20 protein-coding genes and 1 pseudogene are annotated in these 22955 nt (G+C 60.0%); 8 read left to right on the top strand and 13 right to left on the bottom strand.

Annotated features, from left to right (window positions below):
- Nucleotides 1-39 precede the first annotated feature (39 nt).
- Nucleotides 40-1251 carry a CaiB/BaiF CoA transferase family protein gene (locus OEG84_RS16485; protein ID WP_267654762.1) on the bottom strand — a complete coding sequence of 404 codons (1212 nt, stop codon included), beginning with the start codon at nt 1249-1251 and terminating at the stop codon, nt 40-42.
- Between the two features lie 334 nt (nt 1252-1585).
- On the opposite strand from OEG84_RS16485, the gene OEG84_RS16480 reads away from it, so the two are divergent.
- The gene (locus tag OEG84_RS16480) at nt 1586-1975 is read left to right on the top strand and encodes a cupin domain-containing protein (protein ID WP_267654761.1); all 390 of its coding nucleotides are present in this window, start codon (nt 1586-1588) and stop codon (nt 1973-1975) included.
- Complete coding sequence (locus OEG84_RS16475; protein WP_267654760.1) at nt 1968-2840, top strand: HTD2 family dehydratase; 873 nt, start codon at nt 1968-1970, stop codon at nt 2838-2840. Before OEG84_RS16480 ends, OEG84_RS16475 begins: the two co-directional genes overlap by 8 nt.
- Before the next feature lie 102 nt (nt 2841-2942).
- Here OEG84_RS16475 and OEG84_RS16470 read toward each other — a convergent pair.
- The 9 genes and pseudogenes from OEG84_RS16470 to OEG84_RS16430 form a co-directional block, all read right to left on the bottom strand.
- Nucleotides 2943-3682, bottom strand: a pseudogene (locus OEG84_RS16470) (acetyl-CoA hydrolase/transferase family protein).
- Nucleotides 3683-4228: 546 nt separating this feature from the next.
- On the bottom strand, nt 4229-5425 hold the full coding sequence (locus OEG84_RS16465) for an acetyl-CoA C-acetyltransferase (protein WP_267654759.1): 1197 nt from the start codon (nt 5423-5425) through the stop codon (nt 4229-4231).
- A gap of 87 nt (nt 5426-5512) precedes the next feature.
- Nucleotides 5513-6676 (bottom strand): acyl-CoA dehydrogenase family protein, encoded by a 1164-nt coding sequence (locus OEG84_RS16460; protein WP_267654758.1) that lies wholly within the window; start codon nt 6674-6676, stop codon nt 5513-5515.
- A 37-nt stretch (nt 6677-6713) separates the two neighbouring features.
- Nucleotides 6714-7622, bottom strand: a complete 909-nt coding sequence (locus OEG84_RS16455) for an SDR family NAD(P)-dependent oxidoreductase (RefSeq protein WP_267654757.1) — start codon at nt 7620-7622, stop codon at nt 6714-6716.
- Nucleotides 7619-8848, bottom strand: coding sequence for an acyl-CoA dehydrogenase family protein (locus OEG84_RS16450; protein ID WP_267654756.1), 1230 nt, complete (start codon nt 8846-8848; stop codon nt 7619-7621). The genes OEG84_RS16455 and OEG84_RS16450 overlap by 4 nt, the downstream gene beginning before the upstream one ends.
- A 1-nt stretch (nt 8849) precedes the next feature.
- Complete coding sequence (locus OEG84_RS16445) at nt 8850-9959, bottom strand: acyl-CoA dehydrogenase family protein (RefSeq protein ID WP_267654755.1); 1110 nt, start codon at nt 9957-9959, stop codon at nt 8850-8852.
- 45 nt (nt 9960-10004) lie between these two features.
- On the bottom strand, nt 10005-10850 hold the full coding sequence (locus tag OEG84_RS16440) for a MaoC/PaaZ C-terminal domain-containing protein (RefSeq protein ID WP_267654754.1): 846 nt from the start codon (nt 10848-10850) through the stop codon (nt 10005-10007).
- 304 nt (nt 10851-11154) lie between these two features.
- Nucleotides 11155-12342, bottom strand: a complete 1188-nt coding sequence (locus tag OEG84_RS16435; RefSeq protein ID WP_267654753.1) for an alkene reductase — start codon at nt 12340-12342, stop codon at nt 11155-11157.
- A 119-nt stretch (nt 12343-12461) separates the two neighbouring features.
- On the bottom strand, nt 12462-12833 hold the full coding sequence (locus OEG84_RS16430; protein WP_267654752.1) for a cupin domain-containing protein: 372 nt from the start codon (nt 12831-12833) through the stop codon (nt 12462-12464).
- Nucleotides 12834-12984: 151 nt separating this feature from the next.
- Here OEG84_RS16430 and OEG84_RS16425 point away from each other — a divergent pair, with 151 nt between their 5' ends.
- Nucleotides 12985-13965: a LysR family transcriptional regulator gene (locus OEG84_RS16425; protein WP_267654751.1), complete on the top strand. Its 981-nt coding sequence runs from the start codon at nt 12985-12987 to the stop codon at nt 13963-13965.
- A gap of 531 nt (nt 13966-14496) precedes the next feature.
- Here OEG84_RS16425 and OEG84_RS16420 read toward each other — a convergent pair.
- From OEG84_RS16420 to OEG84_RS16410, 3 genes are all read right to left on the bottom strand, one after another.
- Nucleotides 14497-15546 (bottom strand): dihydrodipicolinate synthase family protein, encoded by a 1050-nt coding sequence (locus OEG84_RS16420; protein WP_267654750.1) that lies wholly within the window; start codon nt 15544-15546, stop codon nt 14497-14499.
- Nucleotides 15547-15580: 34 nt separating this feature from the next.
- Entirely contained in the window at nt 15581-16624 is a 1044-nt protein-coding gene (locus tag OEG84_RS16415; protein ID WP_267654749.1) for an NAD-dependent epimerase/dehydratase family protein, read from the bottom strand.
- A 74-nt stretch (nt 16625-16698) separates the two neighbouring features.
- Complete coding sequence (locus OEG84_RS16410) at nt 16699-17367, bottom strand: TetR family transcriptional regulator (RefSeq protein ID WP_267654748.1); 669 nt, start codon at nt 17365-17367, stop codon at nt 16699-16701.
- Nucleotides 17368-17517: 150 nt separating this feature from the next.
- Here OEG84_RS16410 and OEG84_RS16405 point away from each other — a divergent pair, with 150 nt between their 5' ends.
- Genes OEG84_RS16405 through OEG84_RS16385 form a run of 5 tightly spaced genes read left to right on the top strand, consistent with a single transcriptional unit; the run spans nt 17518 to nt 22842 of the window.
- Nucleotides 17518-18456, top strand: a complete 939-nt coding sequence (locus tag OEG84_RS16405; protein WP_267654747.1) for an ABC transporter permease — start codon at nt 17518-17520, stop codon at nt 18454-18456.
- Nucleotides 18453-19421 carry an ABC transporter permease gene (locus OEG84_RS16400; protein WP_267654746.1) on the top strand — a complete coding sequence of 323 codons (969 nt, stop codon included), beginning with the start codon at nt 18453-18455 and terminating at the stop codon, nt 19419-19421. The genes OEG84_RS16405 and OEG84_RS16400 overlap by 4 nt, the downstream gene beginning before the upstream one ends.
- Before the next feature lie 24 nt (nt 19422-19445).
- Nucleotides 19446-20507, top strand: a complete 1062-nt coding sequence (locus tag OEG84_RS16395; RefSeq protein ID WP_267654745.1) for a substrate-binding domain-containing protein — start codon at nt 19446-19448, stop codon at nt 20505-20507.
- Between the two features lie 14 nt (nt 20508-20521).
- Nucleotides 20522-22018, top strand: a complete 1497-nt coding sequence (locus OEG84_RS16390; RefSeq protein ID WP_267654744.1) for a sugar ABC transporter ATP-binding protein — start codon at nt 20522-20524, stop codon at nt 22016-22018.
- The gene (locus OEG84_RS16385) at nt 22015-22842 is read left to right on the top strand and encodes a carbon-nitrogen hydrolase family protein (RefSeq protein WP_267654743.1); all 828 of its coding nucleotides are present in this window, start codon (nt 22015-22017) and stop codon (nt 22840-22842) included. Before OEG84_RS16390 ends, OEG84_RS16385 begins: the two co-directional genes overlap by 4 nt.
- Nucleotides 22843-22955: the final 113 nt, after the last annotated feature.

Here is a 22955-nt window from a genome sequence, read left to right as displayed (position 1 = left end):
TCCTCCTCAGGGTGTCATTTTGGAATTCAGACTTGCGAATCAATCACCCCCGTGTTCATCGCAATTGGCCAATCCATCCTCCACAAGGATAGAAATTTCTTCTTCGCCATGCCCAAGCGCTTCCAGAATCGATCTGGTGTCGGCTCCCAACCGGGGAGCCGGCCTGAGCGGAGTCATTCCGTGTTCGGAAAGCGACACCGGCGAGCGCATGATGGGGACCGGCGCATCCAGCCCCTCGCGTTCCTGCCAGTCAAAGAACTCACCTTCACTGACTTCGCGTGCCTCGAGGGCTTCGGCCGGCGTCAGCACCTGATAACCCGGAACCCGGCTCGCATGAAGCTTAGTAAGGCACTCCCGGGTGGTGAACTTGCGGCACCACTTGGCGGTCAGTTCACTGAGAATTTCGCCATTCTCGCCACGGGAAATGTCGTCCTTGAACCGGGGATCACCGCGCAACATTTCAGCGCCCACGAGATCAATCCAGCGCTCGAACATGTCCTGGCCTATGACCTGGACAAACATCCAGCCATCGCGGGTGGCAAACAAATCAGAAGGGCCGGAAATCGGGCTGCGATTGCCGGTCGGCACCCTGCTACGTGAACCCGACGCCTCTTCGATCAACATGGAATTGGTCATGGTCAGCGCACTGCCGAGCAGTGATGCCTCGACATGCTGGCCACGCCCGGTTGTCTTGCGCTCCAGCAACGCCGCCATTGTCCCGAAGGCTGCCGACATTCCCGTCGAATAATCAACATAGGATATTGCGGACCGGTAAGGCTGATCTTTGGTGCCGGTGAGGTAGACCGCCCCGCTCAAGGCCTGGCCCGACACGTCAAACCCAACACGGTCCCCGTAACTTCCTCCGGTTCCGAAAGCCGAAACCGTGGTGAGAATGATATCGGATTTGATGCTGCGTAAGGTGTCGTAGTCCAGGCCGAGCTTGGTCCTGGCCTTGGGAGGCAGGTTGACCACGATGACATCGGCCGTCGCCACAAGCTGACGAACAATCTCGGCGCCGCGCCCCTGGGTGATATCGAGCGCCAGGGACTTCTTGTTGCGGTTCATCTGAAGATAGAGAGCGCCCTCTGCTGAATCGCCGAGCGGCATGACATAGCGGTCATCATTGCCGTTGACGCGTTCAATACGGATAACTTCCGCACCTTGGTCAGCCAGCAATGCCGAGCAATATGGCCCCGCAATATAGCGACCAAAATCGAGTACACGTATTCCAGACAAGACACTCTTCGTCATATTATATTATTCCTCTCTCCGGCATCTTCCGTCTCCAGGCAATAGGAACGCGATCCTATCGGAGATCACTTTCCAGCCAACCGCCGCATGGTTGCGATCCGCGACTTACTCTGCCCGGGCCTCCTTCGATAGACGCCGTTGGGGTATATGACTGCCCTATCGGAACCGATTAGGATAGCGCCGAATAAATCGTCCTTTGGAGACCATAGGCATGCCCTATGGGAATGACGCTTCCCTGTTATGGGTGTGATACCTATTGTCGGACGGGCTGGAGAGAGGCTTGTCAGTTCAGGTCTGCGCTATGCTTTTCTGAACGCTTGGAGGAAGCTTGAAGATGACGGACGAGGCAAAGCATTTTCGCTGGGAAGAGCAAAGGGTCGACCATCTTCGCGGCGGTATCACGCGCCGGTTGGTCACCAGCGACAAAGCCATGATCGGCGAAGTCCGATTCGAAAAAGGCGCCACCGTCCCGCTCCATTCTCACGAACATGAGCAATTCACACATGTGGTGGAAGGCGCACTCTGCGTCACGCTGGGAGACGAAGGCGACCAGAAGACAATGATCGTCCGCGCCGGTGAGGTTATCCTTATCCCCTCCCATATGCCGCATGCGGTGGAGGCACTCGAAGCTACCCTCGAATATGACGTATTCACCCCGCCCCGCCTCGACTGGCTGGATCCTGACAGCCAGTTTCTGAGAGCGGACGCGAACACGAATGGATGACAGCATGACCATCGCCAGCGACGAAGAGCTGCAAGGCTGGGTCGGACGCCAGCAGATCGACCAGGTCCCCATCAATCTGCTCCAGGCGGCGCAGATGGCCGCACTTCTGGATCACCCGACAGCGCCAGCCGCAGGAGAGGAAACCCCTCCGCTTTGGCACTGGGTCAACGTTTTTCCACCCCGCAGACACTCGATGGTCGGTGAAGACGGGCACCCGGTCCGAGGCGGCTTTCTCCCGCCGGTGGCCTTGCCGCGACGGATGTGGGCGGGTGGAAAGCTTCGCTTTGGCAAACCGATTGCCGTGGCCGAGGATGTCACCAGAACATCGACGATTCTCAGCGTGACGCCGAAAACCGGCGCCAGCGGCTCGCTGGTCTTTGTGCAAATCAAACATCAGTTCGAGGGGGCTTCAGGCGGCCATATCACCGAAGAGCAAACCGTCGTATATCGTGATGAGCCAAGCCCGGATCAGCCCGCACCTGTCTATGCAACGGCCCCGGATGATTACGACCACAGGGAAATGTTCCGGCCAGATCCGGTGCTTCTGTTTCGCTATTCCGCAGTCATGTTCAACGGCCATCGCATCCATTATGACCGCGATTACGCGACCAAGGTTGAGGGCTATCCCGACATCGTCATGCCTGGCCCCCTGACCGCAACACTGCTGGCAGCGGCAGTGGAGCGCCATGCAGGGTGCAAGATGGCGAGCTTTTCCTATAGGGCCGTCAAACCACTGTTTTGCGACCGGGAACTGGGACTGTGCGTGAAACTGGATCTGGCGCAAGATACGTTCGACTGCTGGGCTCATGACGATGAAGGCCATCTTGCCATGACAGGCCGGGGTGAACTCGCAAACCGGCCCTGACCGACTTTGCGGACACCCTCCACCTGGCAAGCGCAAACAGCGAACGCTTTGCATCTGAAGTGCATGCATGACAGCAATTCGCCGCCGAAGTATAGGTTCGGCTTAATCGCCACCCGCATGGGCTTGGCGCGCCAGTTCTTCGCGATGATCGGGATGAGCAATGCCGATCATCAACTTGACCCGTGCCGAAAGCGATTGCCCGCGCAGATCGGCCACCCCATGCTCGGTCACGAAAATTCCGGCATCAGCCCGGGACGTGCTTACGGGGCCGTCCAGGGTGGCAACGATGCGGCTTTTCGACCGCCCATCCGACCGCAGCATGCTTGAGGGCAGCGCGATGATTGGCAGCCCGTTGCGGGAACGATGCGCACCTCTGAGAAAATCCGCGGCACCGCCAACAGCACCGACATATCTTCCCCCGCACATTCGGCGTTGATCTGTCCGGTCAGGTCAACCTCGATGGCCGAGTTGATCGCCGTGAAACGGTCAAGCTGCGCCAACAGGGACTGCGCGTGGGTATAGGCCGTCGCGCGCAGAGAGATGGCCGGGTTGTCATGGGCAAGATCACAAAGTTTCTGCGATCCAGCCAGAAGCCCGGTCACCGATTGACCGGTGTCGACCGGCTTGCGTTCATTGGTAATCACTCCCGAGATGATGAGATCGGCGATCCCATCATTGATCAAACCGGAATGTACGCCAAGATGGCGGTGTCCGGAGAGCTCCCGTATCACCTGATCGGGAATTGCGCCCAATCCGATTTGCAGTATCGCACCGTCTTCAACCAGCTCTGCGACCCGCCGAGCGATCGCGACATCAGCAGGCCCAACCTTCGCTGCCGGCATGGCCGGGAGAGCGCGTGAACTTTCAATCCGAAAATCAATCTCATCGGCTTTGACCAGCCGCTCGCCATGGGTCATGGGAGCCTGGGTGTTGATCTCGGCGACCACGACCCGCGCGCTCTCGATGAGCGGCGCGAGATATTCGCAAGCCATGCTGAGGCTGAACACATCTGGATCGCCGGTCGGGGCGAGCTGCAGCAGCAGGACATCAACCGTTCCCGTCAGCCGCGCTGCCATGTCGGAATAATGAAGCGGCAAGATATCCAGCTTGCCTGCCGCGCTTAGCCTGCGATTGTTAGCTGCGCCGCAATAGGACGAAAAACGGACATGGTCACAGAACGACGGATCCGATGTTTCACTCCAGCTCATACCGAGAAAGACCGAAAATTCGCCGATGGCAGCGCGGTGCGCCAACAGCGCTCGGGTCAGCAACAATGGTTCGGCAGGCCCCTGCCCCCAACAGACCAGATCACCGCGCCGGACAATGTCGGCCATGTCAAAGCCGGAAACCTTCGTCATGTCGAACATCCCCGCATTCTCCGGTGCCCGCTAAGCCCGCTCGAAGACGGCAGCCATCCCCTGACCGCCGCCAACGCACATGCTCTCCAGACCATAGCGGACTTGCCGGCGCTGCATCTCGTGCAACAGTGTGGTCATGATGCGAACGCCCGTGGCGCCAATCGGATGCCCGAGCGAGATGCCCGATCCGTTGACATTGACGTGGCTGTGGTCTTCCAGCTCCCAGCTTTTCAGAACCGCCAGCACCTGGCAGGCAAAGGCTTCATTGACTTCGATCAGGTCCATGTCCCTGATGGAAAGGCCGGTCTTGGCAAACACCCGCGCTGCGGCCGGAACCGGGCCAATCCCCATTCTCGACGGCTCGCAGCCGGCCGCCGCCCAGCCCGCCAGAAATCCCATGGGTTCCAGTCCCAGAGCTTCAAGCCGATCCTCGGCAACGATCAGACAAGCCGCCGCAGCATCGTTTTGCTGACTGGCATTGCCAGCCGTTACAGTGCCACCGGCAACAAGCGGTCGCAGACGCGCCAGCGATTCCATTGTTGTATCTGATCGAATTCCCTCATCGCGGGCGAACTGAACCGGGTCGCCACGGCGCTGCGGAACACTGACCGGAACAACTTCCTTGTCGAACGCCCCCGACGACCATGCCGCGGTCGCATTGGCATGGCTTCGCACCGCAAATTCGTCGGCTTCCTCGCGAGATATCTGGAAATCCACTGCAAGGTTTTCCGCGGTTTCGATCATGCCCGAAATATGGCCAAACCGTTCCACCGGCTGCGAGCGCTCGCGCCCTCTCTCAAGTCGGTCATACAGCATCATCGACCCGGAACGGCCGCCCCAACGCGAACCGGTCGTGTAGTACTCGATATTGCTCATGCTCTCTACGCCGCCGGCAATGACCACATCGCAGGCACCACTTTGCACCATCATTGCCGCCGTGGCGATCGACTGAAGTCCGCCACCGCATCGCCGATCAAGCTGCATCCCCGGCGTTTCAACCGGCAAGCCGGCTTGAAGCGCGACCCAACGGCCGACGCAGGGCGTCTCGCTGTTGGCATAAGACTGGGCAAAGACGACATCCTCGATCAACGCCGGATCAATTCCCGTGCGCTTGAGCACTTCCTTGACGACAATGGCACCGAGTTCTTCCACGGCGACCGGGCGCAGTGAGCCACCGAATGTACCCACAGGAGTGCGAACAGGATTAACTATAGCTGCGCGACGCATGGCAATTTTCCAATTTCAGAATGTGCAGGCAATCCGTGAAGCCAACCGGCTGAGGCTTGCCGCGAAAGAGCAATACATGGATCCGGCTCAATAACTCCTCGGCATACCGAGAACATGTTCCGACAGATAGGCCAGGATGAGATTGGTGGAGACCGGTGCTACCTGGTAGAGCCGGGTTTCGCGGAACTTGCGCTCGATGTCGTATTCTTCAGCGAAGCCAAACCCGCCATGGGTTTGAATGCAGGCGTTGGCGGCCTCGTTGGACGCGTCAGCGGCCAGCATCTTGGCCATGTTGGCCTCGGCGCCGGCGTTCTCCCCCGCCTCGTAACGGCGCAAGGCTTCCCGCACCATCAACTCGGCTGCGCGCATGTTTGCGTAGGCTCGGGCGATCGGAAACTGAATGCCCTGGTTCTGGCCGATGGGACGCCCGAAAACCCGGCGTTCACTGGAATAGGCGACCGATTTGTCGATGAACCATTTCGCATCACCGATGCATTCGGCCGCAATCAAAATCCGCTCGGCATTCATGCCCGACAGGATATAGCGAAAACCCTTGCCTTCCTCACCAATCAGATTGGCGGCCGGGATCTCCATGTTGTCGAAAAACACCTCGCAGGTGCTGTGGTTCATCATGGTCCGGATCGGTCGTATCGTCAGGCCGTTGCCCTTGGCCTCGCGCATATCGACGATGAATGTGGAGAGGCCCTGGGTGCTTTTCTCCACCTGATCGAGCGGCGTGGTTCGCGCCAGCAGAAGCATCAGGTCCGAATATTCGGCGCGGCTGGTCCAGATCTTCTGGCCGTTTACTATATATCGATCACCCTCGAGCCGGGCCACGGTGCGCAAGGCTCCGGTATCCGAACCACTGGTCGGCTCGGTCACTCCAAAGGCCTGCAGACGAAGCTCGCCACTGGCTATTTTTGGAAGATAGGTTTGCTTCTGGGTGTCGGAACCATGACGGAGGATCGTGCCCATCGTATAAAGCTGTGCGTGGCATGCAGCCCCGTTACAGCCCTGCGCCTGCACCGTTTCGAGGATTGCGGCAGCGCCCGACAGTCCGAGCCCGACCCCGCCATATTCCTCGGGAATAAGCGCGGAAAGGTAGCCCGCCTCGGTCAACGCCTTGACGAAGGCTACAGGATAGACCCGCTCCTCATCCAGCTTGCGCCAATACTCGGCAGGGAAATTCGCGCATAGCTTCTTCACCTCTTCGCGAATCGCGGATGTGTCGTCGATCTCTTCGTTGTTCATGGTCTTTCCAATATATTCCGCGAAATGGTCGCAACAGTCAGGCCGGGTCCCAGGTGAAAACATCGCCACTGCGCTCAAGCGGCACATAGGAACCTGACAACGCCGGATTGGCGTGCTCGGCAATGGTCTTCGGGGTCCAGCCCTCGTTGCGGTGAACCGTGCGGATCGGCCTGCTTTGGCTCATCAACATGATTTCGTTATGCCGGACTGCAAATACCTGCCCCGAAACATCCCGCGCCTTGTCGGAGCCCAGGAATACGGCGAGCGGTGCGTTCTTGGACGGCGTCATCGGCATCAGCTTTTCGACGCGCGCCTTTTGTTCCGGATCATTCAGCGGGATCGCATTTGTCATCCGGCTCCAGGCAAACGGCGCGATGCAATTTGACCGAACATTGTAGCGCGCCATGTCGAGCGCGATCGATTTCGACAGTGCGACAATTCCGAGCTTGGCGGCGGAATAATTGGCTTGACCAAAATTGCCTATCAGCCCCGACGTGCTGGTCATGTGAACAAACGAACCAGATTCCTGCTTGCGGAAATGTCCGGCGGCCGCACGACTGACAAAGAACGTCCCGTTGAGGTGCACGTTGACCACCGACAACCAATCCTCGACCGGCATCTTGTGGAAGATTGAATCGCGCAGAATTCCAGCATTATTGACCACCACATCCACCCGACCGAACTGGTCGAGGGCACACTGGATAATGCGCTGGGCGCTTGACCATTCGGACACGCTCTCGGTGCAAACGGCTGCTGTGCCGCCGGCTGCTTCAATCATGGTTTTGGTCTCATCGCCCGGGGCCTCCGAACCGCCGTCTCCAGACAGCGATACCCCGATGTCATTGACCACCACGGAGGCCCCGGCCTCCGCCATTGCCAAGGCTATAGCCCGACCAATGCCTGCCCCCGCTCCCGTAACCACCGCTACCTTGCCCGCCAGGATCATGGCTTCTCTCCCGTATTTGAGTTTGTGTCGCGCCATGCAGCGCTGTTTTTATTTGATGGCTTGTCCGGCAGCCGAAGAACGTTCTTCGAAATGATGTTGCGCTGAACCTCGGAGGCGCCGCCGTAAATCGTTGCGGCCCGGGCTGTCAGAAAGACGCCCGCCGGATTGAGATCGCGATCACCGTTGATGGGTTCGAGGCAGGTGGCTTCCTCACCACCAATCTGAAGCATTGCATCGGAAATCCGCTGATAGAGTTCACTCTGATGGATCTTGAGCAACGACACTTCGGCGCCTAGTTCCTGGCCCTGACGCAATTTGTCGGCAAAGATCTCGTAGAGTGACTTGTGATCTTCGAGATCCAGCCGCAGCTGCGTGTAGCGATCCTGAAACACCGGATCGGACCATGCCCCGACATGCTCGGCGAGCTTTTTCAGCCGCGCGATTGCATGGGCGGACTGGCGCGGCGAGCCCAGGAAAATTCGCTCGAAACCAAGCAGCGCCTTGGCCATGGTCCAGCCCTGGTTGACCTCTCCCACCAGGTTCTCACGGGGCACCCGGACGTTGTCGAAGAAGACCTCGCAAAACTCGTCTTGCAGATCGAGATTGATGATCGGGCGCACCGAAACCCCGGGGCTATCCATCGGCACGAGAAGAAAGCTGATGCCCTGCTGTTTCTTGCCGGTCGAATCCGTCCGGACCAGCATGAAGATCCAGTTGGCGTCGCTGGCCAATGTGGTCCAGGTCTTCTGACCATTGATCAGCCAGTGATCGCCCTCAAGCACCGCCTGCGTTCGCAGGCTGGCAAGGTCTGATCCGGCGTTCGGCTCACTGTATCCCTGACACCAGATGTCCTCGCCGGCGATGATGCGGGGCAGAAATTTCTGCTTCTGCGCCTCGGTGCCGTATTTCAACAGCAAGGGCCCGAACAGCATGATGCCATGATCCGGCGTCCGGGCTGCGCCGAAGCGCTCGAACTCGTCGACATAAATCAGCTGTTTTGAGGGAGAAAGCCCCATTCCGCCGGCTTCACGCGGCCAACCGGGCGCCAGCCATCCATGTGCGGAAAGCGTCATGTACCAGGGCCGCGCTTCATTCCAGTGCAGACGCTTGATCGGGTTGCGCAGTTCGGGTGGGTGGTGCGCATCCAGGAACCGCCGCACCAGCGCCCGGAAGTCGCTCTCGCTCAATGCATTGTAGTCCTGGAAATTGAAGGCTGAATGGCTCATCTCATTGCACCTCCGCATCCGCCAGTTGCCCTGACCGGGCCGGCGAAGATGCCTGCTCATCATGCTCCGCTGTCAGCGCGGCGAAGCGCCGTCGGTGCCAAGTCGAATCGCCGAGCCACGGCGACAGAACCATCGCCTTGCGCAGGAACAACCCGATATCGTGCTCGTCCGTGTAGCCAATTCCGCCATGAAGTTGGATCGCCTGACGGGTCACCAGCATTGCCGCATCGCTGGCGCGCGCCTTGGCGCGGGAGGCCGCCGCCGATTTTGCCGCACGGGTTGTGTCTGCATCGAGAATGCTGGCGGCATCGGTGACGCTGGCCCGGGTCAATGCTGCCTGCAGCTTCAAGTCGACAGCACGGTGCTGCAGAGCCTGAAAACTGCCAAGCTTGGCGCCAAATTGCTCACGCGTATTGAGATAATCCAGCGTCAATTCGAGGGCGGCATCAATCACGCCCAGAAGATAGGCCGACGTAGCGATGATCGCCTGATCCAGGGCGCCTGCGAGATCGCCTTCGGTCGGCGTTGCCAGCGCGCCCGAGAAACTCACAGTGCCCCAATGGCCGCCATCCTGAGCCTGGATCGTCTCCACCAGAACCCCGTCGGCTTTGGCGTCAACAACGGCAAGTCCCCCTCGCGTGGAAACCACAAACGCGTCCGCTCCCGCCGCCATAGGGACAAATACCTTGCGGCCGGAAACACGACCATCCTCAAACCGAGTCAGATCCCCACTCCGCCCCAGATCCTGCGGCTTTTCCTGCAAGGCGGGCAGGATGATTATTTCGCCAGCCATGGCCGCGCTTCGCAATTCGGGCCCGAGCAGGTTGACGGCCAGTGTTGCGGCAATAAAGGGTTCAGGTGACAGCGCAGCGCCAAGTTCCTCCGCCAGCGCCGCCATTTCGACCATGCCGAGACCAGCACCGCCATTGGCCTCGGGAAGCGCCAGGCCGAGCCACCCTAGTTCGCTCATGGTTTGCCAAACTTGTCGATCGAAGCCGGGCAGCGCAAATCGCTGGCTGCGTATGCGCGTCAGATCCTGCTTGTCAGCGACCGCGGCCGCGCTCTCGCGCAACATGCGGACATTTTCCAACTGTTCAGGGCTCAATCCCATGTCGATTTATCTTCCTTCACTGCCCGACCGATCCTGCAGCCAGCGCTACCGGCCAAATGTCGCAAGACCGTTGGTCGCGATCACAACATCTCGCTCGACCACCCGGGAACGAAAGCTCCCGCATTGCCAGATTTCTGTTCGTATTGTCTCTCCGGGATACACCGGCGCCGAAAAGCGGAGCTTCATGCTTTTCAGACGCGCATTGTCATATTTGGCCAGCACCCGGATCAGCGCGTGACAAATGACACCGAAGCTGCAGAGCCCATGCAGGATGGGCCGGTCAAAACCGGCCTGTTTCGCGCTCTCGGGATCAGCATGCAACGGGTTGTCATCACCATTTAGCCTGTAGATCAAAGCCTGCTCCGGGCGCGTGCCCAGGTCGACAACGAAGTCGGGCTCAGTATCCGGAGGTGCGTGCGGCGCCCCGCCAGCTCCACTCGGACCTCCAAAACCGCCATAGCCCTTGAGGAAACTGGTGTTGCGGGTAGTCGCCAGCAACTCGCCGGTTTCTTCCAAGCAAATGCGTTTCTCGGACACGATCAATGCGCCTTTGCCTGCACCCTTGTCGATAACGTCAGTTACCCGTGTGGCGCCAATAACAATCCCGGAGACAGGCAGCGGTTTGTGTAACGTGATATCCTGTTCTCCATGCAACACGCGCGACAGATCAATCCCGACACCGGCCAACCAGAGACCGGGGTAGCCCAGAACCACTGCCATTGACGGCATCGAGACGAGGTCGCGGCGATGATCGACATAATCCAGTTGCCGCTCATCCATCGGGTCCTGACCGAGCCCGACTGACAGCGCATAGAGAATGGTGTGTTTCTCATCGTACTGATGTCTGACCTCGGGCAAAGAGAGGTTACGCAGTCTATCGTAATCGAGCATCACACCTTCCAACGCGCTTCGTCTGGCACATGGTTCAGACCACCGAACCGGGAACCTTCGGGACATATTGAGCATTCAATCGACACAGTGAGAAGTGGGCTTTTTCCAACCCTGAATGGGCCATAGGCTTAAACTATCGTGCAGGTTTTTTCCGACCGCCCTGTTGTGAGACGCCGCATTGATTTGGCAGCGTTATTTCGCAACAAATCTCCATCTTTCGTTTCTGCAGCGGCCGGCACGCACACTGTCTGCGGCAACAATCCGGGCGAAGCAGGAACGTCTGATCCAGCGTCCGCTCAAACGGCTAGTCCGTGGTGGGAGCCTTCATCTTCCTGCGTGTTTCCGCGTAGGTTTCGCGGCTATCGATATAGTCTGCACCAGCGTTCTCCACCGGGCTGTCCGAGGCTGTTGGATAATCCACATAGCCCCTGGCTCCACCGGCGTAGAAGGTGGTCCGGTCCGGCATCGCCAACGCAGCCCCTGTCCGGAACCTGTCGACCAGATCCGGGTTGGAGATAAACGGGCGCCCGAACGCAACGAGATCGGCAGAGCCCTGGTCGATGGCCGCGTTGGCGCTTTCGCTGGTGTGATCGACAGCGCTGATCAGCGTCCCGGCAAAGCGACTGCGGAAATAGGCCGCGACCGAATTACCGGTCAAGGCTGGCGGCAAATGGTCGGTATCGTTGATAGGCTCCATTACATGAAGATAGCCGAGCCCCAACTCACTCAGCCGGGCCGCGACATGGTCAAACAGCGGCAACGTTTCCTCATCGAATTCAATCCCCGACAGGCCATGCAGGGTCGGATTGACCCGCACCCCGATCCGGTCCGCCGGGTAAGACTGGCGCACGGCATCTATCACATCGAACAACAAGCGCGCGCGGTTCTCGATGGAACCGCCATAGGCGTCGGTTCTCAGGTTCATGCTGCGGGCAAAGAATTGATGAAACAGGTAGCCGTTTGCGGCGTGGATCTCTACGCCGTCAAACCCTGCATCGGCGGCGTTTCTGGCCGCCTGCCGGAATTCCCCGATGACTCCGGCAATGTCCTCGCTCTCCATTGTCCGCGGTGTAACCGTCGGCTTGAAGCCACCGAAAGTGTAGGCCGTGCTCTCAGGATTGATCGCGGAAGGGGCGAGCGGCAACTCACCATCAAGCAATTCCGGATGCGAAACCGCCCCGACGTGCCACAGCTGGCAGAAGATGCGACCTTCATTGGCGTGGACAGCGCCGGTGACCTGCCGCCAACCGTCAACCTGCGCCGGGGTGTAAAGTCCGGGAACATTGATGAAACCGATTCCTTTTTTGCTGACAAAGGTGCCTTCGCTGATCAGCAGGCCGGCGCTGGCGCGCTGCGCGTAATATTCAGCCACCAACTCGGTCGGAACGTTCCCCGGATTGTCGCCGCGATTGCGCGTCATCGGCGCCATGACCACGCGATTTGGAAGCTCAAGCGAGCCCATGCGGTAGGGTTGAAGCAATGGCTGGGGCATCAGGAACCTCGAAAATGCGGGCGTCAGCGTGTTGGCAATTCATGCGAATGATCGGATCACACAGGGAAGTCGGGTTAGACACCGTGACCCTTGGTCATCGGAGATTGTGAAAGCGGCCGTTAGTCCTTGAGGTAATACTGGACTTCCATGAGCACGCAGCCGGTGTGCGATATGAATGGACCATGGGGCGTGCCTGGCGGCCTGAGACAATAGGCCATGGTTTCGGCAGAGGCCGGAACCGGATCCTGTTTTGGCGTGAGATCGCCGGAGAGCAACAAAACTTCCTCCCAGTAGTCATGAACCAGGGCCTCCTCGGTCGACACCCCTGGAGCGAACCGGATCAGGCGAGTGCGTGATCCGGTCTTGCGCTTCTCATCGAGATCATTGGCCAACGGCCGATGTTCCAGCCCGCCGGGAAATCCTGGCAGATCCTGCCAACCGGACTCGGGGTCCAGTCTGAGCATTTCTATATGCTGCTTTCTCGAAACCATGACACACTCCTCACCCTCACTGCCCGGCGACAATTTCCACGGTCGCTGCGGACAATGCGCACGTCTTGCAAAGCTGCCTTGAGCCAATACGGTTTTGATGGCAGGGACAAGGGCCTCGACAAGGCGCCCTTGCAAGGCATAGGCTCACCCTATGAGCAAGAAGAACAAACACACATCGATAGATTTGCGGCAACTGGGCTATTTTGTTGCGATTGCCGACACCGGCACGATCTCGAGCGCGGCTGCGCGTATCGGCATTTCGCAGCCCTCGCTGTCTGAAATGCTGGCACGCATGGAAAATCAACTGGAGGTCAAGCTGGTTGTCCGCCGGGTGCGCGGGACGCAGCTCACCGACGCAGGACTGGCGCTGGCAAAATTCAGCCGCGATATCCTGCGCAGCGTTGATCTGGCTCTGGACGAAGTCCGCCATATCGGTGGCGAAGCACGCGGACCGGTAGCAATCGGCCTGCCTCCGTCTGTCGCGCTGCTTCTGAGTGTGCCGCTGGCGGAAACCGTGTGGGCGGACCTGCCTCTGGTCAAACTGCGAATTGTCGAATCGATGTCCGGCTATGTGCTTGAGTGGATCGAGAACGAACACATCGATTTCGGCGTGGTCTATCAAGGCCTTGATGTTGGCCACCTCGACAGCCAGCCTCTGCTTTCGGAAGAACTATTTCTCGTTACAGCGCCCGACAACTGGCCAAATGCCGAACGGATTGATGGGTGCGCGGTCGAGCCGATCGAATTTGAGAAACTGGCAGAACTGCCGCTGGTTATTCCAAGCAGACAACATGGCCTGCGCGAAGTGATCGAGCGCTATGCCCGAGCGCACAATCTGACACTGAACATCGTCATGGAGATCGACGCACTTCGCCATATTGTGGCGATGGTATCGCGCGCAAGCGCCTACACCATTCTCTCGCATGCCGCTGTCATGGATGAGGTGGCAAGAGGCGAGTTGATCCTCGTGCCGGTCGCCAAACCGGTCATGAAACGCACCGCTTCAATCGTTAGGAAACGCGGCCGCCCGATCACCGCGGCGAGCCTTGCGGTGGAAAACCTCTTCTTCTCCATCCTGCACGAGCTGATTCAACGGCACAATCTGCGGGCCGAATTGGCCCGAATGCCATAGGTACGCCCCGCCAACACCTATGACCCAGATTTGAGGTTGCAATTTAACGAGGGAGTGGATCGCCCGAATTTCCCAGCCACCTCCGGTTCTCAATTCCTGCCGCCGTTCGAACCCGACCGATGACAACCACCTGTTCCTCACATGCTTGAAGGACTTTAAATCTTTATCCGTTTTGTATTCTGGTGTGGGAATCGGGACTAACCAGGCGCAATAAATTGCGGACAGGCAATTCGCGGCCATGCCCACCGCACCTATTACCAAGTCCTCGGTAACACCGAACCGCCTTTTGGCGGCGATGGCGGATCAGACTATGCTTGTGGAAAGCGCCATGACCCGTTCGGGGCACTAAGTTCAAACCGAAAGCACCGCAAGCAGATCGGGCGCGCACCCAGCGAAGCCGAAGCCTTGAGTGGCGCGCGGCGCATGAAGCACACGGTTCGGACGCGGGGCAGAGATAAGGCCGGATATGGGAGGGCGGTGCCACTGCGAGCCGCGGGGTATGCCGGGAGATGGCACCGGCCACCGTCGGGATCAGGCGCTTTCCAGCCAGCGCTCCTGATTGGCCTTGACGAAGGCATCGTCGTTGAGCTCCGGGTAGAGCCGGTAAACCCTGTCGATGGCTTCGGATTGTCCGGGGCTGAGGTCCTCATCCGGATCGAGGCACCAGCGGCCCTCCAGCAGCCCCTGCCGCCTGAGCACCTCGTGACAACCAGCGATCACTCCGTGAAAAGCGTTGGCAACATCGAAGAATGCCGCATTGCAGTCGGTGACCGCGCTGTCGAGCGCCAGCACATCCATCGAGACCGCGTCTTGCTGGCGTGCGGCCTTGCAACGTTCGAGAATACCGACAGCCTTCTGGGTCCATACCGACCAATGGCCGAGCAGTCCGCCGGCGAAGTGCAAATTGCCAAGCTCGGTGCGAAACGGCGTCACCAGATCGAGCACGATGTGATCGTCATTGCCGGTATAAAGCGTAACCCGGTCGCCCGCCCTGGCGGCAGCAACGCCGGCCATGACGTCCAGCGTGGCATAGCGGTTGAACGGCGCCACCTTGATGCCGATGACATTGTCGATGCCCGCGAACCGGCGCCAGAACGAGGCGCCCAGCGCCATGCCGCCCACCGCAGGCTGCAGATAGAAGCCTATAAGCGGCATCTCAGCGGCAATGACCTGACAATGTTCGATCAACTCGTCCTCGCTGCACCCCTTCAAGGCAGCAAGGCTCAGCAACACCGCGTGGTAGCCAAGCCCGCGCGCGGTTCTGGCCTCGGCGACAGCCTGCGCGGTTCTGCCTGCCACACCGGCAATCATCACCAGCGGACGTTCGGTCCACTCCGATACCGTTTGAGCGGCGGCCTCCAGCACCGGCTGGTAGAGCCCAACATCGCGGATGGCGAACTGGGTCGTATGCACGCCGACCGCCAGCCCCCCGGCCCCTGCATCGGCATAATACCGGGTCAGCGCTCGTTGACGCCGAACATCGAACTGCCGCTGGGCATTGAGAGCCAACGGTTGGGCCGGGATCACGACGCCATCGCGAAACCGAGCGAGGACATCTGCGGGAATGTCGGAAAAATGCATCTGACGTCCTTTGAACGGGCAGGTGGTTTGAAACTCAATAGGCGCCGTCGCGCACCTCGAAGCCGGTCGGCTTGCCCAGACTCGGCATATCGCGCGTAACCCAGTCGGCAACCCAGTCCAGCATCTGCTCGAGACTGACCTTCGGATATCCCATCAGGCCGAAAGCCTTACCGGCATTGTTGAGCCAGGCCGTCTGCGCCTCTTCGCCAGAAAAGATTGGCTTCTTGCCGATCTTTTCGCCCAGTCGCTCCGCCAGAAAGCGGATCGAAAGGGTTTCCGGGCCGGTGATGTTCAGGGCGCGGGCAGGGGTTGCGCAATGCCGCAGCGATCGCAAGGCCATCGCATTGTTGTCGCCCTGCCATATGACATTGACATAGCCCGTGGTCAGATCCACCGGCTTATCGGCCAGCACTTTGCTGGCGATATCGTGCAGCACGCCATAGCGGCAATCGATGGCGTAGTTGAGCCTGAACATCAGCGTGTCGGTGTTGTTTCGCGCCGCTTCCCATTCAATGGCGCGCTCGCGCCCGACGCAACTATTGGCATATTCGCCCAGCGGTGTGAGCGGATAATCCTCGGTCGCCCCACCTGAGGTGATCGGCACGAACGGATAGACGCAGCCGGTTGAAAACGCCACCAACCTGCGGTCAGACAAGCCGCCCGCTACTTGCGCCGGCAGCAATGTATTGGTGGCCCAGGTGAGCGCCGGCGTGCCCGAGGCGCCAAATTTGAAACCGGCGATGAACAGCACGTTCTTCACGTCTGGCAATGCCGCGATTTGGTCCCGGTCCAGAAGGTCGGCCTTGATCGTCTCGATCCCCTGCGACTGAAAACGCTCCAGCAATGAAGGATCGGAAAACCGGGCGACGGCAATGACGCGCTTGTCGGGTGCGGCCCGCTTTGCCATCCGTGTCAGGCTCGGGCCGATCTTGCCGGTGGCCCCCAGCACCATGATATCGCCATCGATACTGGCAAGGTCGGCGATGACATCGTCATCGGGGCGCGACAGCCTCTCCTCCAACGCCTCGATGTCGGCAAAGCCGGTCGGCACGCGGTCTGCGTCGTCCTGGTGCTGCATTCTTCGGCTCCCGTTTGCAGAGATGATCTGAGTGTCAACTAATTAGTTGATAATCGAGCCGATAATGGATCATGTCAAGTGGATGGAGTTGCCGGAGCACGATTTCGTATGGCATTGAGCGCGAAGTCGACGATATGCGCCCTGCGCTCATCCATCTCCGCCTTGCCATCCAGTGAACGGCTGAAGGCGTAGCTCAGCGTGTGAATATTGGCGAAGTAGAAGAACGACATTCCGGCGATCGACAGATAGACATGCAGCGGGTCAAGACCGCGGCGAAACACGCCATCTTCCACGCCGCGCTCCAGCGTCTGCGCGATCAGGTCGATGATCGGCTTATTGACGGCCTGCACCGCCCCTGCGTCTTTCAGATGGCGGCCATAATGAATGTTCTCATCGACCAGAATACGCACGAATTCGGGCGATTGACGCAGGTAATCGAAACTGAACTCGACAAGCTTGCGCATCGCTTCTTCCGCCGGAAGCGAACCGAGTTTGAGTGCCGCCTCCTGTTCGCGAATCTCTTGATAGACCTGTTCGAGCACGGCGGTGTAGAGCCCGTCCTTGTTGCCGAAATAATGGTAGACGAGCTGCTTGTTGCTTCCTGCGCGCAGGGCGATATCGTCGACGCGCGCGCCTTCGAGCCCTCCGACCATGAAAGCCTCACGGGCTGCCGCGAGCAATTGCTGGCGCGTGGATTCGCTTGTCTCGCGCCTGGCTTTGCGCTTTTTCGGAGCTTCGGACATTTTTCAACCATTCAGTTGGATACTGTTGACTTAGGTTCTAACCTACAGCATGCTCAGCGACAACCATGCGCCGATAATCGTGGCGCCGCAATCGGGGATGAGGCTATCTTGCCTGAGGTCGCGAGCAGCAATTCGACAGGGCCGGGAGCAATGCTTCGACTGCGCTGGGGCGTGCTCGATCACAATGTGATCTGGCTGATCCTCGGCCTTGGCGTGCTGGCGGCGGCGCTGTGGGTGCCGGCCTTCCGCGATCCCGAAAACCTCGCCAATGTGCTGCGGCAGGCCGCTGTTCTAGGCGTGCTCGCCATCGGCCAGACCTTTGTCATCACCGCCGGCATGATCGATTTGAGCATCGGCCAGATTGCCGGGCTGGTGGTGGTGCTGAGTTCCGCGCTGCTCAATGGCGAGGCAGCGATGACACTCCCCGTGGTCGCGCTGATGATGCTGATTGGCGCAGGCATCGGCCTCGTCAACGGAACGCTACTGAATATCTTGCGGCTGCATCCGCTGATCCTGACATTCGGCATGCTCTCTGTGCTGCAGGGGGCGATCTTCACCTACACGGACCGGAGCATCGGCCGCACCTCCGAGTTGCTCGCCACACTTGCCAATGGCTCCGTGCTGGGATTGCCGCTATCGGCAATCGCCGTGGCGGTTCTCGCCGCAGCCGGCCACCTCGTGCTGACACGAACCCGCTTCGGCTATCATCTGGTGGCCGCCGGCGGAAACCCCGAGAGCGCGCGCCGGGCGGGCATCAACCTGCCGCGCGTGCGGCTCGCTGTGTTCATTATTTCCGGCGTAACCGCGGCACTGGCCGGATTGCTGCTGGCAGGGCGGCTGGGGACCGGATATCCGCTGGCCGGCAATGGGCTGGAACTGGACGCCATCGTCGCCGTGGTGCTCGGCGGCACCGCCCTGTCGGGCGGACGCGGCAGCGTTGTCCGCTCGCTTGGCGGCGTGATGCTGCTCGCCTGCATCTCGAACCTGCTCAATCTTCTTGAAGTTTCCGCCTATCTGCAAATGTTCATCAAGGGCGCGATCGTGATCCTGGCCATTCTGATCAACCAGCCGCGCAAGGGTGAAGCATGAGTGCGGCCACCCCCACAGGCTTGATCTCGCGGATTGGCGATCTCGACCGCTATGCGATTTTCTTCGTGCTGATAGCGATCTATCTGGCGGGCCTGGCGGTTTCTCCGGCATTTGGTGATCCCAAATACCTGTTCAACATGATCCGCCAGGTCACACCAGTGGGCATTGCCGCCATCGGCGTCACCCTGGTGATGATTCTGGGCGGGGTCGATCTGTCGATCGGCGCGGTGATCTCGCTCACCTCGGTGCTGTGCGCATCGATGATGGCGGGCGACGCCGCCAACCTGCCGCTGGCCATCTCGGTCGCTTGCGCGGCCGGGTTAGTGGTCGGCGGGCTCAATGGTGTTCTGATTGCCTATAGCCGGGTGTCGCCGTTCATTCTCACGCTCGGCATGGGCGTCGCAGTTATCGGCCTGACCCAGCTTTATACCGGCGGCACCGCCAAGGGCATCGTCGCGCCGGGCTTTCGCGAGTTCTTCAATTTCCGCATGGCTGGCATGGTGCCGGTGCTGACACTGGCGCTCATCCTCTTGGTCGGCGCCGGGTTGCTGATCGAGAAGACCACCGTGTTCGGGCGCCAGCTGTTCCTGATCGGATCGAACCGGCGCGCGGCGGTATTGTCAGGCCTGCCGGTTCGCGCGGTAACCGTCGGCGCCTACATGCTCTCGGGCCTGTTCGGGGCATTTGCAGGCATTGCGCTGCTGGCGCGCTCCGGCGTGTCGGGAACCTCCGCCGGGCAAGGCCTGGAATTCCAGGTACTGGCCGCGGTCGTTCTGGGCGGCACTACTTTCGAGGGTGGGCGCGGCGGCATTGCCGGTACGCTGGCCGGTGTGCTGATCCTCGTCATCGCCTTCAACCTCGTCAATATCGGCGGTCTGCCCTACCACATGCAGCTCGTCGTCATGGGCATCATCATCATTCTTGCCTCAGCGCTGCACGGGCGCCTGAGCGAGCGCAACAGCTAACCAAAAGCAAAGAGGGAAACCAACATGAGCATTACACGACGATTTGTCCTGACACTTGCCGGCATTTCAGCGGCTGCGCTGATGACCAGCCCGGTTTTCGCAGATCAGGCTGCTGACGCTGCACGAACAGCCAAGGCTGCTGAAATGGTCGACACCACCCAGTTCAAGAAGGAAGGCCCGCTCAAGGTCGGTGTTTCGGCCGGCTATCTCGCCAACTCCTGGGTCGTCTTCGCACTGCAGCACGTCTACTGGGAAGCCTCGCTCCACCCCGAGGTCGAGAGCGTGGTCGTGACTGATGCCTCGTTCAATCCGGCCAAACAGGTCTCCGACATCGAAGATCTGATGCGCCAGGATATTGATCTGCTGGTTTATTGGCCGGTCGATGATGCTTCCGTCGAAGACGTGCTCAAGCGTGCGGTCGCCGCCGGCATTCCCACCGTGCAGGCAGGTGGCGGTTTCACCGATTCCGAGGGCACCATCGCCAATGCCTATATCAGCCAGTACAAGCTCGGCGAGATGGTTGCACGCCAACTGATGGCCGATATCGGCGGCAAGGGAAAGATTGTGGCAATGCTGCCGATCCCCGGCACCACCGCGGCAGTTGAACAGCTCGAAGCGCTGGAAACCGTGCTCAAGGAATTTCCCGAAGTCGAATTGCTGAGCGCAGAATATGGCGACTGGAACCGCGGCAAGGCCAAGCAGATCACCGAAAACCTGCTGCAGCGCTTTCCCACCATCACCGGGGTCTATTCACCCGCAGGCCAGATGTCGCTGGGCATGGTCGAAGCCTTTGACGAAGCGGGCCGTTCTGACGAAGTCACTTTCTCCCCCGGCGACGAATATAATGGCTGGCTGAAATGGGTGGCCGCCAACAATCAGGGCGGCGCAGTCACGTTCCCGACCCGCGCCGGTCAGGTTGCGCTGCAGGTAGGACTTGAAATCCTGAAGGGCAATGAAGTGCCGCGCGGCACCGCGGTGCCGTCGGAATATGTCAGCCCCGCAGATATCGGCACGCTGGTCAGCCCGGATGCGCCGGACGACTGGTGGGCCAGCGCGCTGCCCGCTGAATTCCTGCCCAAGCAGTAGAAAGGGTCGCCGCCATGCCCATGCTCGAGGTCACAAACCTCTCCAAGCAGTATTCCGGCGTGGCGGCGCTCACGGACGTCACATTCGCTGCCGAGGCGGGCGAAATTCACGCCATTATCGGCGCCAATGGCGCAGGTAAATCAACCCTGATGAACCTGCTCTCCGGCGTAACGCCGCCCAGTGGAGGCAGTATCATTCTTGCCGGGGAGACCGTTCGCTTCGCCAGCCCGCAGGCAGCCCAGGCCGCCGGCGTTGCCACGGTGTACCAGGAATTCAGTCTGGTTCCGCAATTGTCGGTCGCCCGCAACATCTTTCTCGGACGCGAGCCGCGCACCCGTTTCGGACTGATCGACCCGGCCCGGCTCACCGCCGACACGCAAGCTCTGCTTGAGCGGTTTTCAATTGAGCTCGATCCTTCCGCAGAGGTCAGCAGCCTCAGCGTTGCCCAGCAACAAATGGTCGAGATCGCACGAGCGCTGACCTATGCATCGCGGATTCTCATTCTCGACGAACCTACCGCGGTACTGTCGTTGACTGAGCAGGAAAACCTGTTTGCGATCATGCGACGGCTGCGCGCCGATGGTCTCCTGATCCTTTTCGTGTCGCACCGGCTTGAGGAAGTGCTCAGCATTTCCGATCGCATCACCGTGATTCGCGATGGCCGCAAGATCGATACACGCCCCACACCCGGTTTGACGATTGCCGACATCGTCAGCCTGATGATCGGGCGCACGCAGAACGCCACCCCGGCTCCGCATTTCGCCCCGGAAGACGCTGAACGTTACACCATTGATTACACCACCAGCCGCGGCGCGCAGCGCATCGATATAAGGCGCGGTGAAATTCTCGGGCTTGCCGGTCTGGTTGGCGCCGGACGAACCAGTTTCGCCCGCGCCCTTGCAGGCAATCCGGGCCCCGGCGTCACGGTTGAAGCCCGGATCGACGGAGCGCCATTATCGCTGAAAACACCGCATGAGGCGATGCGCTCCGGCGTGGTTTATCTCACCGAGGATCGCAAGCGTAACGGCATATTCGCAAGACTTGATCTGGTCGCCAACGCAACGGCTGCGGCATTGCCGGGCATCGCACGCTGGGGGATCCGCAACCACCGCGCCGAGCTTGCCCGCTCGCGGGCGATGCTGGAGCAACTGCGGCTGGTGGCCTCCGGTCTGACAATCCCGATCAGCAAGCTTTCGGGCGGCAACCAGCAAAAGGTCGTGCTCGCCCGCGCGCTGCTGACCAAGCCGCAACTGTTGATCTGCGACGAACCCACGCGTGGCGTCGATGTCGGCGCCAAGTCCGAGATCCACGACATTCTGCGCGCACTTGCCGCCCAGGGAACGGCCGTTCTGGTGATTTCATCGGAAAGCGAAGAACTGCTTGCGCTCAGCCACCGGATCCTGACCATGCACGACCGGCGCTTCGTCGCCGAAATTCCGATTAATCAAGCCAGCGAACTCGACATCCTCTTGGCAGCATCCGGCGGCACGCCGGCAAAGGAGTTTTCATGACTGCGTCCCAATCCCGTACCCCGCGCGTGGCTGTTGCCCAGTTCAACTGTGTGGCTGACGATGTGGCCGCCAACCTGGAACGAATCGGCGAACTGATCCGGGCGGCCTCAAACGATGGCGCCGATCTCGTGATCCTGCACGAAACCGCTACGACCGGCTATTTCATCGCCGACAAACTCGACCGCCTTGCCGAAACCGAAGACGGCCCGTCCGCCACGGCTATCGCCGGCTTCGCCAAGGCCGGCGCGATCCATGTCGCCATCGGCATGGCCATCCGCGAGGGCGAGAAGGTCTATGATGCGCAATTGCTGTTCGGGCCGGATGGCACCCGCCTTGCAACCTACAAGAAAGTGCATTTGTTTTCCGCGGAGCGTGAATGGTACGCCTATGGCAACGAGGCGATGGTCATAGACACAAGCATCGGCCGCATCGGCTTGAGTATTTGCTACGATCTCATGTTCCCCGAATATATCCGCAAACTGGCCGATCTTGGCGCCGATCTGGTGATCAACAGCACCAACTGGATCTCCGATCATTTCCAGCGCGAGACCTGGGGCTGGACCGGGTCCGCGGTTGAATCGCTCGCCCGCACAAGAGCGCTGGAAAATGGCGTGTGGGTGGCGATGGCAAACGGCATCGGGCCAGAACAGGGTTTTGACTCGCTCGGCCATTCCTGTGTTGTCGCCCCGTCGGGCAAGGTGTTGGCTTCCGCCGCTGCCGCGCAAGGCATTGCCGCAGCGACGCTTGATTACGACAGCGATGACCTTGCCCGCTGGCGCGCGATCGCCACCTACCGGGCAGACCGACGACCCGAACTCTACTGAAACAGGATCTGGTCTTGATGATCGGGACTGTTATGCCCCGCACCGGCTTGATTACAGATACCCGGGCGGCGGACATCAGGGAGCACGGTGCGAGGAACCTCCGCATGAATATC

Source organism: Hoeflea algicola (assembly GCF_026619415.1).
Taxonomy (GTDB): domain Bacteria; phylum Pseudomonadota; class Alphaproteobacteria; order Rhizobiales; family Rhizobiaceae; genus Hoeflea; species Hoeflea algicola.
This window is presented reverse-complemented; position numbering and strand designations above follow the sequence as displayed.